The organism is Mycobacterium gordonae (assembly GCF_017086405.1).
Lineage (GTDB): Bacteria > Actinomycetota > Actinomycetes > Mycobacteriales > Mycobacteriaceae > Mycobacterium > Mycobacterium gordonae_D.
Genome location: NZ_CP070973.1, coordinates 3,556,344 through 3,570,608, shown reverse-complemented (window position 1 = coordinate 3,570,608; position 14,265 = coordinate 3,556,344). Strand labels below are relative to the sequence as shown.

13 protein-coding genes and 3 pseudogenes are annotated in these 14,265 nt (G+C 64.6%); 5 read left to right on the top strand and 11 right to left on the bottom strand.

Going from position 1 to position 14,265, the window contains the following annotated elements:
- Window positions 1-207 precede the first annotated feature (207 nt).
- From JX552_RS15090 to JX552_RS15080, 3 genes are all read left to right on the top strand, one after another.
- Window positions 208-1,278: a hypothetical protein gene (locus JX552_RS15090; RefSeq protein WP_205872896.1), complete on the top strand. Its 1,071-nt coding sequence runs from the start codon at window positions 208-210 to the stop codon at window positions 1,276-1,278.
- A gap of 104 nt (window positions 1,279-1,382) precedes the next feature.
- Complete coding sequence (locus tag JX552_RS15085; protein WP_205872895.1) at window positions 1,383-2,255, top strand: DUF4344 domain-containing metallopeptidase; 873 nt, start codon at window positions 1,383-1,385, stop codon at window positions 2,253-2,255.
- A gap of 79 nt (window positions 2,256-2,334) precedes the next feature.
- A complete protein-coding gene (locus JX552_RS15080) occupies window positions 2,335-3,435 on the top strand; it encodes a glycosyltransferase (protein ID WP_205872894.1) in 1,101 nt (366 codons plus the stop codon).
- An 11-nt stretch (window positions 3,436-3,446) separates the two neighbouring features.
- Here JX552_RS15080 and JX552_RS15075 read toward each other — a convergent pair whose 3' ends face one another.
- From JX552_RS15075 to JX552_RS15055, 5 genes are all read right to left on the bottom strand, one after another.
- Window positions 3,447-4,211: an SDR family NAD(P)-dependent oxidoreductase gene (locus JX552_RS15075; RefSeq protein WP_205872893.1), complete on the bottom strand. Its 765-nt coding sequence runs from the start codon at window positions 4,209-4,211 to the stop codon at window positions 3,447-3,449.
- Window positions 4,211-5,182 (bottom strand): enoyl-CoA hydratase/isomerase family protein, encoded by a 972-nt coding sequence (locus tag JX552_RS15070; RefSeq protein ID WP_205872892.1) that lies wholly within the window; start codon window positions 5,180-5,182, stop codon window positions 4,211-4,213. The genes JX552_RS15075 and JX552_RS15070 overlap by 1 nt, the downstream gene beginning before the upstream one ends.
- An 82-nt stretch (window positions 5,183-5,264) precedes the next feature.
- Window positions 5,265-5,921, bottom strand: coding sequence for a TetR/AcrR family transcriptional regulator (locus tag JX552_RS15065; protein WP_205872891.1), 657 nt, complete (start codon window positions 5,919-5,921; stop codon window positions 5,265-5,267).
- A gap of 75 nt (window positions 5,922-5,996) precedes the next feature.
- Complete coding sequence (locus tag JX552_RS15060; protein WP_205872890.1) at window positions 5,997-7,157, bottom strand: iron-containing alcohol dehydrogenase; 1,161 nt, start codon at window positions 7,155-7,157, stop codon at window positions 5,997-5,999.
- Between the two features lie 86 nt (window positions 7,158-7,243).
- A complete protein-coding gene (locus JX552_RS15055) occupies window positions 7,244-7,492 on the bottom strand; it encodes a hypothetical protein (protein ID WP_205872889.1) in 249 nt (82 codons plus the stop codon).
- A 380-nt stretch (window positions 7,493-7,872) separates the two neighbouring features.
- Here JX552_RS15055 and JX552_RS33725 point away from each other — a divergent pair, with 380 nt between their 5' ends.
- Entirely contained in the window at window positions 7,873-8,049 is a 177-nt protein-coding gene (locus JX552_RS33725; protein WP_346779279.1) for a hypothetical protein, read from the top strand.
- Window positions 8,028-8,444, top strand: a complete 417-nt coding sequence (locus JX552_RS33720) for a TIM barrel protein (RefSeq protein WP_346779278.1) — start codon at window positions 8,028-8,030, stop codon at window positions 8,442-8,444. The genes JX552_RS33725 and JX552_RS33720 overlap by 22 nt, the downstream gene beginning before the upstream one ends.
- On the opposite strand, the pseudogene JX552_RS15045 reads toward JX552_RS33720, so the two are convergent.
- The 6 genes and pseudogenes from JX552_RS15045 to JX552_RS15025 all read right to left on the bottom strand — a co-directional run bounded on the left by JX552_RS15045 (window position 8,445) and on the right by JX552_RS15025 (window position 14,044).
- A pseudogene (locus JX552_RS15045) lies at window positions 8,445-9,446 on the bottom strand (Gfo/Idh/MocA family protein).
- A 9-nt stretch (window positions 9,447-9,455) separates the two neighbouring features.
- Complete coding sequence (locus JX552_RS15040) at window positions 9,456-10,673, bottom strand: FAD-dependent oxidoreductase (protein ID WP_205872888.1); 1,218 nt, start codon at window positions 10,671-10,673, stop codon at window positions 9,456-9,458.
- Between the two features lie 95 nt (window positions 10,674-10,768).
- Window positions 10,769-11,624: pseudogene (locus JX552_RS33715) on the bottom strand (PE-PPE domain-containing protein); the annotation flags it as partial.
- A 227-nt stretch (window positions 11,625-11,851) separates the two neighbouring features.
- Window positions 11,852-13,168, bottom strand: a complete 1,317-nt coding sequence (locus JX552_RS15030; protein WP_241011146.1) for a PE-PPE domain-containing protein — start codon at window positions 13,166-13,168, stop codon at window positions 11,852-11,854.
- Between the two features lie 168 nt (window positions 13,169-13,336).
- A pseudogene (locus JX552_RS32360) lies at window positions 13,337-13,777 on the bottom strand (PPE family protein); the annotation flags it as partial.
- Between the two features lie 99 nt (window positions 13,778-13,876).
- Entirely contained in the window at window positions 13,877-14,044 is a 168-nt protein-coding gene (locus JX552_RS15025) for a hypothetical protein (RefSeq protein WP_205872887.1), read from the bottom strand.
- Window positions 14,045-14,265: the final 221 nt, after the last annotated feature.

Genomic DNA, 14,265 nt, shown 5'->3' with positions numbered 1-14,265 from the left:
GCCAAGCGGCAGGTATCACGCAGCAGCTCCCATTCACCTGGCGTATCACCTTCTCGATTGACATCGTCATGCAACCCCCGACCGAGTCGGCTCATTCAACCACCTCAGCCCGCAGACGGACAGCGATTTGACGGCGCGCCGTGGTCAGCGGGACCGTCTGGCCAAACCCTGCTCACCTGCGTTCCTGACTCGATAGGGTCGCCCGTCATGGGTGTTCTGCGGTTCCTCTGGCGACGCATACTGGCATTCGACCGTATCGGCTCCCGCATCCCACAACTCATCCAAGTCTGGCTGCTCGAGCTGTTCTTCGTCATGCCATTGACGTTCTTCATCGGAAAAGTGATCGACATCCACGGTGCGCTCGGCGTACCCGGCACCGGCGAGCGGCTGAGTGGTGTGTTCTGGGGGGCACTGCTGGTGTCACTGATCTTCGGTTTCTTGTTCGTGCGGTCCCTGGTCCGGCCGCGGGTGGTCCAGGGATCGTGGACGCCCGTGGTGCATGCCGATGTGGGACCGGTGACCGTGTACGGCGCCAACCGAGGTTGGACGGTGACCTATCCCTACCTCACCAGCCACCCGTCGTATGCACTGTTGCTGTTGTTGACGGCGCCGATCCCGGCGGTGATGTTCGCGGCAACCCGCAACCAGGGCTACAGCACGTTCTACTTCCGCGCCTGCGGCATCGTCGGTATGGTCATCCTCGCCTGCATGGCGATGGCGCGCATCGTGTCCTGGTACGTCTTGCGATTAGGGCGCCGCCAACTCGACGAGCAATTGCATGGCGCGCCGGTCTCGCAACGCCGGCTGGGTTGGGAAATCGCGTGGAAACCGGTGTTGGTGCTGGTGGTGCTGATGTATGCGATCGTCTGTATCCCACTCGGTGTCATGTGGCTGAAGGAACAGCGCACCATCGCGGCCCTGCCGCTGGTCACCGTCGCCGACACCGCCGGTAGTTATCGCCGCGTGGAGGGGACGGTGGCATCCGAACCGGTCTACTGGGCGCCGCACGGCACCGGTCGCGGCGGAAACAACTACGCAGGCGCGGGGGTGCTGGTGACGCTGCGCTCCGGGGGTGAGGCACTGCTGCTGGCCGAATCGCTGTCGGTTCCCGATTTCAAAGGGGTGATGGCCGACGTTTCGCACGGCACCCTCAAGGCCACCGGAAAAGTGATCGACGACATCACCGCTACCCAGCGCACCTATTACGGGTTCGACATCAACGCGTTCCCGGGGCCCCCGCCCAGCGGGCGGGTCATGCTGCTGCTCTCCAGCCCCTGAGTTGTCGATTACGTGTTCTGGCCACCGGCGAGCCTTCGCATGTCGTACCGTTCTGACAGGTCCTGGGCAGACCATGGGGTGGCGCCGTCGAAGGGGGCTGCAGGATGAGCAGGCGACTCGTTGTTGTCGTGGCGTGCTCGGTGTTGATGTTCTCGGCGGGATGCAGCGGATCCAAAGCTCAACACTCCGGCGCAGGCGCGCGCGCGGCCGAGCGGCCGCCGGGAACCTCGCGTACCGATCCGGCCAGCGAGCCGGCGCCGGCGGGAACTATGACCTTCCGCTACGAGGACGCCACCACCCCCGAGGCGCAGAGTGGTCGCCAATTGATGTCGGGTGCAAAGGTTTTGGAGAGTGTCGCCGCCCACGTCAACGACACCTTGAACCTGCCGCACGAGGTGGGGGCCGTCGGCAAGCAATGCGGAGAAGCCAACGACTACTGGGATCCCAACGTCAACGAAATCCAACTGTGCTACGAGGACATTGCGCAGAGCCAACAGCGGTTCGCCAATGCCGGCAACCCCGATCCGGCGCAAGCCGCCGTCGATGCGACCATTTCGGGGTTCTACCACGAACTCGGTCACGCGACGCTGAACATCTACGAGCTCGCCTTCACCGGGCGCGAGGAGGACGTCGCCGACCAGCTGTCCGCGTTCGAGCTGCTGGCCCCCGGCGCCGACGGGAAGGCATACCCCAACGGCGTCCGGATCGCCATGGACACCGCCCAGGACTGGAAGTTGAGCGCCAAGGATGCCGGTGACGCCAACGAACTACCGTTCTGGGACGGGCACTCGATGGACATCACCCGGATGTACAACTGGGAGTGCTGGATCTACGGGTCGGACACAACGGCCAACGCCGGCATGGTCACCTCCGGCGACTTGCCCGAAGACCGCGCCGGCAATTGCGAAGAGGAATTCCAGAACATGTCCAGGGCGTGGCAGCAGATGTTGGGGCCGCACCTGAAGAAACCGAGCTGAACGCGAGATTCATGCACTGTTCAGGCGGTGGTGGGCCCGCGCTCGGCGACCGCACATCCCAGACCGTTTCTCTCACGGTATGCGGGTGGTTCAGGTCGCCAATTTCTACGGGCCCCGGTCCGGGGGGCTGCGAACGGCGGTTGACCGGCTGGGTGCTGAATACTGCGCCACCGGTCACGAGGTCTTCCTGGTGGTCCCGGGACCGCGCGCCGAGCGCAGTCGGCTTGACAGCGGTGTTGTGCGAATCATGTTGCCGGCCATGCGGCTTCCGTTCACGGGTGGCTACCGCGCGATCATGCCCGCGCCGGTGCGGGCGTTGTTGGTTGGACTGAACCCGGACGCGCTGGAGGTTTCCGACCGGCTCACCCTGCGCTGCCTGGGACGGTGGGGGCGTGCACACGGCGCCACCACCGTGATGATCTCTCATGAGCGCCTGGATCGCCTTGCGGGCCAGATCCTTCCGCGGCGAACCGCACAGAAATTCGCCGACTTCGCCAATCGGCGCACCGCCGCCGACTACGACACCGTGGTGTGCACCACCGAGTTCGCCCGCGAAGAATTCGACCGCATCGGCGCGACCAACACCGTGACCGTGCCGCTCGGTGTCGACCTGCGGACCTTTCACCCGCGGCGACACAGCGCAGACCTCCGGCGTCGATTCGCCGCGCCGGGTCAGCTCCTGCTGGTGCACTGCGGGCGCCTGTCGGTGGAGAAGCGCGCCGATCGCAGCATCGACGCGCTCGCTGCATTGCGCGACGAGGGCGTCGACGCCCGATTGGTCATCGTCGGTGAAGGCCCGCTGCGGGCCCGGCTGCAACGCCAAGCTGCCCGCCTGCCAATCGAATTCACCGGCTTCGTCGGCGACCGACATGTGGTGGCGGCACTGCTTGCCACCGCCGATGTGGCTTTGGCTCCGGGCCCGCACGAAACCTTCGGGCTGGCCGCCCTTGAATCGCTGGCATGCGGCACCCCGGCAGTGGTATCACGCACCTCGGCTCTGACGGAGATCATCACCGCCGATAGCGGAGCGTTGGCCGACAACGATCCGCTTGCCTTCGCCGGCGCGGTCCGTGACCTGGCCGGCCGGCCGGAGCGCCACCGTCGGGTGTGCGCGCGGCACCGGGCCGAGGTGTTCACCTGGCAACGATCGGCGGCGGGCATGCTGACGACATTCGGCTGAGCCCAACTTCTTCACCACGTTTGCTCGGCCGCCCGTATGAGCACATGGTTGACCGCGACACGGCGAGCCCGAGTGACCATGTAGACGACCGCGTCCGCGACGTCATCCGGTCGCAGTTTGACCATCTCGGCGGTCTGCCGCTCCACCGCCTTCATCGACCGTGCGTCCAGATGGGAAAAGATCTCGGTGTCCACGATGCCCGGTGCCACCACGCCCACCCGAACCCTCTTGCCGACAAGTTCCTGGCGCACCGATTCGCTGAAGGCGTTCACCCCGAACTTGGTCAGCGAGTAGACCGCGGTGCCCGGCCGGGCCACCCAGCCGGCGGTGGAACTAATGGTCACCAGATCAGCCACACCGCGCGGAGAGTCAGCCGCAGCGGCGACCAGATGCGGCAATGAGGCCCGCGTGACATACAGAACTCCGTGTATGTTCACCGCGACCAGATCGTCCCAATCATGCAGCACCGCTTCGGTTGCCGCCCCGGTCCGGATCAGTCCGGCATTGTTCACCACGGTGTCCAGCCGGCCCAGTTCGTTGACCGCGCGCTGCACCGCCGCCGACGCCTGGTCGGCATCGCGGACGTCGGCCACCAGGGCAAGCGCGGTTCCCCCGGCACCTTCGATCGCATTCCGCAGTTCGTGCAGGCGATCCGCCCGACGGGCCAGTAACGCTACCGCGGCACCTTGCGCGGCAAGCGCTTCCGCGGTTGCCGCGCCGATACCGCTGCTGGCACCGGTCACCAACGCGACGGTGTCGGCCAGTATCCCGGTCATCAGGGTTTCAGGCGCCCCGAACGGCTCAGACGCCACTCCGGCGGGAAGTTGAGGTCGTTGTCCTTGACGACATTGTTGAGGCCCTTGCCGAAAGTGTCTTCGGTGAGGTCAACGTCGTTGTCCTGGTCGTTGGCGATGAGCGGCAACATGCCCTCGACCATCCCGGTGAGCAGACTGCCGAAGTACTCGCCCTTGTGCTGCTTGTAGAGCTCGAGGAAGGTCTTCTGTACCGCGACGGTGTCGGTCGGCCGGCACCGCGCGCATGCCAGCGCGTACTTCGCCGTCTCCTCTTCGAGTTTGTCGCGCGGCACGACACTGTTGATGAAGCCGCATTCGTACATCTCCTTGGCACTGAAAGGCCGCCCGGTGAAAAGCATCTCGGAAAATTTTCGTATGCCCATGGTCTCGGCCCACCACCACAGGCGCGGCCCCCAGCCCACGTAGCGAAACGCGGGGTGCCCGAACAGCGCGTCGTCTGAGGAGATCACCAGGTCGGCGTCGCCGGCCTGATAGAAGTGCCAGCCGTAGCAGTAGCCCTTGGCCTCGATGATGCTGATCTTTCGAAGTTCTTGCAGTGGCCGGTTTCCCGAACGAGCCTTGGCGTAGAAGTCGGTGACGGTGGACAGATAGCGGTAAGAACCTCCCGGCGGATACTTGACCTCGTCGTCGTTGATCGCCAGTTCGTGCAGCAGCGGCATCCCAGGGTTCTCCAGCATTCCGCGCTGTTCGGGCAGGTCTCCCCCACTACCGAAATCTTCACCCTCGCCCCGGATCACCACGACCTTCACCTCGTCGTCGACGTTGCATTTGTGGATCAGGTCGGCGTAGTTCTGCCGCATGCCCAGCGTGGTGGAATTCTGCGCGTCGGGGCGGTCGAAGGTGATGTAGGCGATTCGGTTCTTGACGTCCTTCTCGAACTTGATGTACTGCTCGGCATCCCTTTTCAGCTCTTCGTAGTCGTATTCAGGCATGTGACTCTCTCCCTCGTTGAGCTAGCTGCCCGCAACGATCGGAAGCGGGTAATGAGATCCGATATCGGTGCCCAGCCATTCACTATCCCGGGTTGCCGGTCAGGTGTCCTCTGTTCGGGCTCTTCAGTATTCCGCCGGCGATGGCCGCCAAGATCCTGTCGAGTTGTTCTGGGCTGTCGATGATCCGGTCGCCGTGGGCGAACCGCAGCAGCAGGCCGTTGATGAAGGTCAGGGTGACGTTGCTCAGGTCTTCGACCACAGCGGACTCCAGCTCGGCACCTCGGGGCATCAGCTGAACCAGAATCTCGCGGTGCAACTTGGTGAACGCCTCGGTGCCGTGCGCCAGGGTAGCGGCCAGGGCCGGGTCCCGGGCGGCCTGCATCGTCAGCTCGTACCTGGCCCTGGTTCGGGATAGCTCTGGCTCACAACCGGATTGAATCACCACTTGCGACAACAGCGATGGCGAACGGCGGCCCTTGGCGGTATTGGCGGGACGTGCGTTGTCGGCGACCGACTGTAGGTTCGCCAGATCCAGCTCGGCCAGCCGTTCGGCCACGGCGAACAGCAGCGCCGATCGGGTCCGGAAGTAGAACGACGTGGTCCCGTCCGGAACACCGGCCTTTCGGTCGACCTTGAGGTGGCTCAAACCCTTGGCGCCGTCGTCGGCCAGCAGTTGAATTGCCGCGTCGCACAGGTCACGACGGCGTTCAGCCGGGTTGGGCTTGCGTCGTTTGTCCACGGTCAACCCCTCTCGGGTCTGGCCATCGACATTACTCTATATGTGTAGTGTCAGGCTAGCCACGAGGGCCGGCGTTCAGCCGTAGACCCGTGCGTAGAGCGCCTCGATATCAGCCGGTTCGGGGATCAGTGGATTGTTGGCCGGAGAGCCGGACGCCACCGCTTGCCGAGCCATCAATGGGATCAGCGATTGCCAAGCGGCACTGTCGATGCCGTAGGCCCTCGGGGTGGGCACGTCGAGGTCGGCGCACAACGCGCCGAGGGCGTCGACGAGCGAACCGGCGGCAATCTGGTCGCTCGTCGACGAGTCCGCTACCCCGTAGGCCCGGGCGCAGTCGGCGTAGCGCCCCGGCGCGCCGGATACCGAGAAGGCTGTGACCGCTGGGAAGAGCATGGCGTTGGACAATCCATGTGCGACGTGAAAGTGGGCCCCGATCGGTCGGCTCATTCCGTGCACCAACGCGACGCTGGAATTGGAGAACGCCATCCCGGCCTGGGTGGCGGCCGCCATCATCCCCGCCCGCGCCTCGACATCCGCGCCGTCGCGGTACGCCCGCTTGAGGTGCGTCGCGATCAGCGTGATCGCCGAAAGTGCCAGCCCGTCGCTGATCGAATTGGCACGGCGGCTGACGTATGCCTCCACCGCGTGCGTCAGAGCATCGACCCCGGTGTCGGCGGTCAGTCGTGCCGGCATCGTCATCGTCAGTTCGAAGTCGACGATTGCGGCGATCGGCAGGAACGACGGCCCCGGGCACAGCATCTTCTCGTTCGTTTCGCTGTCGCTGATCACTGCGAATTGTGTTGCCTCCGAACCGCTTCCCGCCGTAGTAGGGATCGCGATGATCGGTAGGGCGGGGCCGGCGTAGCTGCTCGGGGCCTTGAACCGGCGCATCGGCCCGGGTTGTAATGCCAGCACCCCCAGCGCCTTGGCGGTGTCTATCGGGCTGCCTCCGCCGAAACCGACGACGCAATCCGCGCGGTGCTCGATCAGCGCTTGCACACCGGCCTCGAGCGAGGCGGTGGTGGGGTCGGCGACCGTGCGGTCGAACAGCGCTGCTGCCTTGCCTGCCTCGCTCAACAGGCCCATCACCCGGTGCGCACCGCCACTTGAGGTGAGGTACGGGTCCGTGACCACCAGCGGCCGCTGCACATGCAGCGCATCGATCACAGCGCCCAAGTCATTGAGCGCGCCACCGCCCATGCGAATGTGCCGGGGAAATGCGGCGGATATCGGCATTCGTCACTTTCCGGTGATCTGGGCCGCCCGTCGCGGCAGTAATTCACAACACTACTGCCGGTGGCCGGAGCGACCCAGTCGCCCGATCAGGTGCAGGGAATGCCGTGCGGGCCGCCGATCCACTGTCCCGGCGGGGATTGCCCCGGGCAGAACTGCTTGATCTGCCCCGGTGCGGGACGCCAGGTGTTGTCGTTGATCCGGGGCACCGGCGGTCCGGGCGGACCCGGGATGCTGGGCCCGGGCTTGGCCTCAGCGGGGCCGGCAGCGGCGCCCAGCGCACCCACGCCGAGGGCACCCGTCATCAGCGCCGTTCCGATGAGCTTCTTGATGTGCATTACGTTGCCTCCTCTTCTCAGCGCGGCCAGCGCCACTTCAGCGCCTCACCCGCGAACTGAGGAATATCAGCGAGAGAGGGAATACCCAATTTTACCGGCCGTCAATCAGGGGCTCCTTGTAACCTGCGACACAACATGGACCAACTCGGCATCGGCTACCTGAGCGTTCTTGGGCTTCCACCTGCGGAATTCGCGGACGTCGCCGCCGCCTTGCGGTGCCGTTTCAGCTAGCTGTTTGCGCGGGGAGCTCCGCTGGCACCGTTAGGCTATCCCCCGTTCTCGCTGATAAAGGGTCATGCGCTGCGCCACAATCTTGTCGCGGCGCTGAGGCATCACGACGTCAGCATCACTCTGGGCGACGACTTCCTGGTGATCCCCGGGTGACATGTCGCGCGGGTGCCGCCGATCTCGACGTCGTCGCTGAACTCGCGATTCCCCGGATCAACGTGGTCAGCCTGGATACCGACCTCGGGCGCACCTTCGATGAGTTCGCGGTATCGGCTGAGCTTGCCGCGCAACGCGGTATCAGCACGGTGTGGAACCCGTACCGGGCCTAGCCGTGGCCGACATCCCCACCGCGCTGGCGGCGGTACGGCACGTGGGCCGCTCCGACTTCCGGCTGCTCATGGACACCAAGCATGTGTCGCGATCCGGCTCCACCCCGGCCCACATCGCGGCGATCGATCCCGGGCAGATCGGCTACGTCCAACTCAACGACACCACGCGCCGGCCGCGCAGCGCCGACTACTTGGAAGAGGCGATGTACGAACGTTTGTCTCCTGGCGAAGGTGAGCTTCCGTTGTGCGACATGATCCGTGCGTTGCCGTCGGACCTGGTGATCGAACTCGAAGTCCCGCGGCGATCGCTGGCGCTGGCCGGTGACAGCTCGATCGACCGCCTTTGGCCGTGCGTGGCTGCGGCGCGCCGGATGCTGGCCGACGCCGCCCGCTGATCATCGGGTCGGCTCGCGCAGCGGAAGTCCTGCCGCGCGGTAGATTTCGTCGATGACGGTCATGTTCTCGACGGCGTCCTGCGCAGTCGTCTTGACCGGCCGCCCGCGCAGCACCGCGGCCACGAACGCGTCCAGTTGGTATGCATACGATGCCCGGCGCCCGAAGCGCTCCACCCTGTGGCCGTCGGCGGATCTGACAGCCAAGCGGTGAAAGATCTGCGGCACAACCGGATTGAGAACTCGCAGCTCTCCCTCACCGCCGATCACCGTGGCGCTCATCCGCAACAGGTCCGACGACCACATCGAGGTGCGGACACGTCCGGTATGCCCACCGTCGAACCGCAACTCGGCCGTCATCGCGCGGTCGACCCAGGGATCGCGTAGCTTCGCCCGCGCCGATACCACCTCGGGTGTGCAACCGCCGAACATGCGCACCATGTGCACCGCGTAGCAACCCGCATCCATCGTCGCCCCACCGGCCAGCGACTAGTCGTAGCGTATGTCGGAGAACTTGGGCAGCGGGAAACACATGGCCGCCTCGACATGTTGCACCGGCCCCAGTTCGCCCGAGGCGATGATCTGCTCGATGCGCAGGGCCAGCGGATGATAGCGGTAGTGGAATGCCTCCATCACCACCTGGTCGGATTGCGTTGCCAAGACGGCGATTTCGCGCGCTTCCGCGGCATTGGCGGTGAACGGCTTCTCGCACAGCACATGCTTTCCCGCGGCCAGCGCGGCACGCGTCCAGCGACCGTGCAAGCCGTTGGGCAACGGGTTGTAGACGGCGTCGATCTCGGGGTCGTCGATCAAGTCCTGGTAGCTGTGGTGCACACGAGCGATGCCGTGTGCAGCCGCGAACGCGTGTCCGCGAGAGACGTCGCGGGCCGCGACCGCGGCGACGACGACCTCGCCGTTCTCCTTAGCGGGTTTGACAAGCGCCAATGGCGCGATGCGCGCAGCGCCCAGAATGCCGATCCGGACCTGTGGCCGTTCGCCAGACATCGCTCGACGCTAGCAGCGCCGGGCGAATTCAGGGGCGTGCTCTGGTCGAACCCCGACCCCGATGAAGTACGCCGGCACCAGTGAGAGCCACGGCAGCCGCTCCAGCACCCGCAGTAGGGCCGCGGGCGGAGCGGGGTCCTGGCCGCGGAACAGCGGCCTGAGCAACCCTCGTTGCAGCATCCGCTGCACGAATTGAGTTACGGCGGTCGGAAATACGCGGCGTCTGCGGACAGCCGCCAGATCATGATCGGTGACGTGGTGGCGCCGTAGCGGTTCGGCCAGAATGGTTGCCGCCGCCACAGCATCCTGCACCGCCAGGTTGATGCCGACGCCGCCCATCGGCGACATCGCGTGGGCGGCGTCGCCGATGCACAGCAGGCCGTCGCAGTGCCACCGACGTAGTCGATTCACCTTCACGTCGAGGTGCTTGACGTCGTCCATGGACGCCAGCGCCCCGACCGACTCGGCAGCCTCGGGCACCAGCGCCGCGACGTCACGGCGGAATGCCTCGATGCCCTGCGCCCGCAATTGCGCGTCGGTGCCTTTTCTCCCGATGTAGGCGATCTGGAAATAACCTTTCCGCGGGATGACGGCCAATGCCTTGCCCGGACCCGTACGCGGCAGGAAGGAGAACTCCGTCTCGTCGTGACGTGGCAACTTGAACCACCACACGTCGAACTTGGCCGGATAGTCGTGGGCGCGTAGACCGGCGGCCTGCCGAGCGATCGACCAGCGGCCGTCGCAGGCGACGGTCAGTTCGGCATGCAGTTCCCCGGGGCCGTCGGTGCCCTGATAGCGAACCCCGGTGACCCGACCGCCTCCCCTGAGCAGGCCGGTGACCTCGGTATTCATCCGCAGGGTGAAAGTCGGCTCGGCAGTGGCGGCCTCGGCCAGCAAGTTGAGCAGATCCCACTGCGGCACCATGGCGATGAACGGGTGGGGCTGGTTCAGTCGCTCAAAATCGATGTAAGTGATCGAGCGCCCGTTCGATTCGAAGGCCGCCTTGCGGACCTCGTTGAACGGCAGCCGCGAAAACGGCTCCCACAGGCCCAGTTCATCGAGTAGCTGCATGGTGGAGCAGTGCACGGTGTCGCCACGGAAATCGCGCAGAAAGTCACCGTGTTTTTCCAGCAGTGTGACGTCCACGCCGGCCCGGGCCAGCAACAGCCCCAGGACCATGCCGGCCGGGCCACCTCCGATGATTGCGCACGTCGTCTTGTCGGCCATTCGGGCAAGCATAGGGCCGCATTCAGCGGGCGGTGGCCGGGACCGCGCGAGTGTCGATCCGTCAGGTGAGGAGCTCGGAGAACGCTGTGCCGATCTGTTCTCCCTGAGATGAAGACCAGCATCTCGACACCGCCGGCGACGGCGAGAAGCGCCACGTCGGCCGCGATCGGATATCCGATTGCGTTGATGAGCCCGATCGGATCACCGTGGAGAGCTTGCTGGATGCCATCCAAATAGAGGTTGATGTTGTAGACCGGCGCAGTGGTAAGGAGGGTATTGACCACATCTGCGGTCGGCAGCAATGTTCCATAGCTCACCGCCGCGACCTCGGTGATCGTGTGGGTTACCTTGGTGCCTGCAACCTGAAAGCCGTCGATGGAAATCGCGGGGGTGGACGGGCGTGACTCGTTGCTGGATGGCGCGGAGGAGCTGGGCGCCAACAGGCTCGGAAGATCCGGCGCCTGCAGTCCGAGATGGGCGATGTAATAGGCGAAGTCACCGATGCCCTGTTGGGTCGCGACGGCGAAGGCGTTGAGCAGGGTCTGCGGCGCAACGTCGGGGACCAGCCCGAACGGGGGCGCGACATTTGGCGGAGCCGTCGAATAATCAAATCTTGGATCGCCATAGCCCAGGTTGACGATCACCCGCAGATTCGGCTGGACGAGGTCGGCGAGCGGATCGCCGAGGACGGGTACGGCCCGCAGCGGTTCCAGTAGCGGCAGGTTCTCGGTGGCGATGAGGTAGTACTCGGTCATCGTGGGACCGACGGTGTTCGTCAAGGGATGGCCGCGTCGATTTGCTGCGGGGTTAGGAATAAATAGTTTGAATGCACGTAGTTGGCTCCCAGCACTGCGTTCAGCACCGACAAGACGTTCAGCGGGTAACGCGGAAATCGGCGATGCCGTCGTACTCGAGGGTGTAAATCCTGGTTGGATACAGATTGTCGGGCGTCGGGAGGCGGACGCCGCACCGCGGCCGGAGCGGCGGTCTATAAAGGGACTATTTGGCAAACGATCCGATTTGTCAACTCGCAGACTTGTGTGAGAATAATGAACATCACCTCGTCAATGAATGTGGCGTCCCGTTGATGTCCACGTATTTGACAAATGCCGCTCTGCTGCTGGTGCTCGAGCCCTTGGCCTGGCTCTGACTCATCGTGCTGCGATCCCGCGGCGCGATCAGCCGACCAACAACGACAGTGCGTCACCGATCTGCTGCGCGGCGACCGCCACGGTCAGCACCTCCAGGGCTACCGCCATGGTCGATAGCGTGATGCTCGCCGCGAAGGGATATCCGACCGCGTTCACCAAACCCATCGGGTCGCCGTGAACTAGTTCCCTGATTCCCTGCAGGAACAAGTTGAAGCTGTATGACGGCGCGGCGGTCAACATGGCATTGAACAGGTCGGCAGTCGGCAACAGCACCTGGTAACCGGCCCCGGAAGCCGTCGAAACAGCGACGGCGACCTCCGAACTCGCGTCCTGCATGCCATCGATGACGCCGTCGATGGAGATCGCGGGATGCATGCGATCGCCGCCGGAGGACACCGGCCTGTTCAGCAGGCTCGACATGTCGAGCGCGGGAACCTCAAGATGAGTCATGCCATAGCCGAAGTCGTCGATGCCCTCCCGAGTTCCGGCCGCAAGCGCCCGCAACACCGCGCCGGGATCGATCTCAGGGAACACACCGAACGGAGTCGGCACGTTCGGCGGAGAAGTCGAATAGCCGTAATTCGGGTCGCCGTAGCCGAGATTGACGATCACCCGCAGATCCGGCTGAATGAGGTCGGCAAGGGGGTTGCCGAGGACCGGCAACGCGCGCAACGGCTCCAGCAGTGGCAGGTTCTTCGTCGGAATCATGTAGTACTGAGTCGTCGTCGGGCCCCTCGTGTCCGTCAGCGGTATTGCCCCGGCTATCTGCTCCGGGGTGAGCAGCAGATAGTTCTGGTGCAGGTAACCCATGCCGGCAAGGGCATTCAAGGTCGACACGATATTGAGCGGATACCGCGGGAAGTCGGCTACGCCGTCGTACTCGATGGTGTAGACGCGGGTCGGGTACAGATTGTCAGGCGTTGCGCCCGGGCTGGTCACTCCGAGGCTGGGCACAGAAATCCCCGGAAAACGAGCGGCAAGCCCGCCGTTGGGATTACCCGGATCACCGACGAGGGTGAACGAAACCTGTCGAGGCGTAGGTGGATTGAGCGACGTCGCGAGCTTCTTCATTTCGATTGCGGCAACGGTGGCGCTCTGGGAGTAGCCGAAGATCGAGACGTTGTCGCCCGCAGCGACGTGCGCCCGAACTGCGCTGTCCAGGATCTTCACGCCTTGGGTCACCGACGCATCGAACGTCAGGCTCTTGATTCCGACGACAGGGTAGAGACCTTGTGGAGTGAAAAGCGACCGCAGGCTGGCATCGGGGGCAATGTCTCGGATGAAGAGATCGAAGGACCGCTGCACGTACCAGGGCGACGGGGCCGGAACGCCGCTGCTCCCCATGACCTCGGCGATAGTCTGCGCTTCGGCGGCGCCGCGGGAAGCGCTCGACCCGGAACCCGCGGATGTCAGGGTATTAAGTGAGGTCTGCAGTCGCTGCCGCCACGGGCCCAATTCCGCTATCAACTCGCTGATTCCGGCGTGGTAGGCCACCATCGCGGTCGCATCCCGAGCCCACATCTCGTCGTACAGGGATTCAACGGCCGCAATCGCCGGAGCGTTCTGTCCGAAGAGATTCGACGCCACCAGTGATACTGCCGCCGAGCGGTTCACCGCCACGATCGTCGGATGCACCGCCGTGGCCAACGCCGTCTCGAACTCTGCGGCAGCAGTTCGCGCCATGGCCGCCGCCGCATCGGCATGCGCCGCAGCGGTCCTCAACCAGCAGCGGAACGGTATGGCGGCGGCAGCCATCGCCACAGCTGTCGGCCCCTGTCACGCGCTGGTGGCTAATCCGGTGATGGTCGACTCGAATGAGGCTGCCGCGTAGGACATTTCGGATCCGAGTGCGTCCCAGGCAGTTGCCGCCGCGAGCATGGGAGCTGCGCCCGCGCCGTTGTACAGTCGCGCGGAATTGACTTCCGGGGGGAGCGCCGAGAAGTTCGGCAACATCGTCTTGTGGCCTTCGTGAAGCGGGACGGTACACAAACGGCCGCGCTCCCGCCCAAAGCTGTGTGGCCGGCTTTCGGGCGGGAGCGCGGTGTCAGAACGCTAGCCGCCGATGTGGGACCAGCCGACGGCGGGCTGACCGACGGGCACCGCTTGGGCTCCCGGCCCCTCATATTGTTTGGTGCATCCCGCCAGCGCCGCCGCAGCGAACAGCGCCGCTGCTACCGCAGCCACCCCGCGGGCGACACGCTTGTTCCCAATCCCCCTCATTCGATGGTTCCATTCTTTGTTGGGTTTCGAGAAGTAATGCGTGACGATGATAACCATATCGCGTCATCCATAAAAAGGCTTCGGAGAAACTTGATCAACCAATCGTTCAATGGCGTTTCAGAGTCGCAATCGGACTAGCAAACGTCGCGGACGACTCAGCGAAGATGTACTGAAATCACTTCGTATGCCAGATGATTCAGCAACATTACGCAAATTCAGAC

What these genes read in the sequence shown, in the direction of transcription:
- JX552_RS15090 (WP_205872896.1), top strand. Translation starts at nt 208, where the DNA reads ATGGGTGTTCTGCGGTTCCTCTGGCGACGCATACTGGCATTCGACCGT.
- JX552_RS15085 (WP_205872895.1), top strand. Translation starts at nt 1,383, where the DNA reads ATGAGCAGGCGACTCGTTGTTGTCGTGGCGTGCTCGGTGTTGATGTTC.
- JX552_RS15080 (WP_205872894.1), top strand. Translation starts at nt 2,335, where the DNA reads ATGCGGGTGGTTCAGGTCGCCAATTTCTACGGGCCCCGGTCCGGGGGG.
- JX552_RS15075 (WP_205872893.1), bottom strand. Translation starts at nt 4,211, where the DNA reads ATGACCGGGATACTGGCCGACACCGTCGCGTTGGTGACCGGTGCCAGC.
- JX552_RS15070 (WP_205872892.1), bottom strand. Translation starts at nt 5,182, where the DNA reads ATGCCTGAATACGACTACGAAGAGCTGAAAAGGGATGCCGAGCAGTAC.
- JX552_RS15060 (WP_205872890.1), bottom strand. Translation starts at nt 7,157, where the DNA reads ATGCCGATATCCGCCGCATTTCCCCGGCACATTCGCATGGGCGGTGGC.
- JX552_RS15055 (WP_205872889.1), bottom strand. Translation starts at nt 7,492, where the DNA reads ATGCACATCAAGAAGCTCATCGGAACGGCGCTGATGACGGGTGCCCTC.
- JX552_RS15040 (WP_205872888.1), bottom strand. Translation starts at nt 10,673, where the DNA reads ATGGCCGACAAGACGACGTGCGCAATCATCGGAGGTGGCCCGGCCGGC.
- JX552_RS15030 (WP_241011146.1), bottom strand. Translation starts at nt 13,168, where the DNA reads ATGGGGAGCAGCGGCGTTCCGGCCCCGTCGCCCTGGTACGTGCAGCGG.
- JX552_RS15025 (WP_205872887.1), bottom strand. Translation starts at nt 14,044, where the DNA reads ATGAGGGGGATTGGGAACAAGCGTGTCGCCCGCGGGGTGGCTGCGGTA.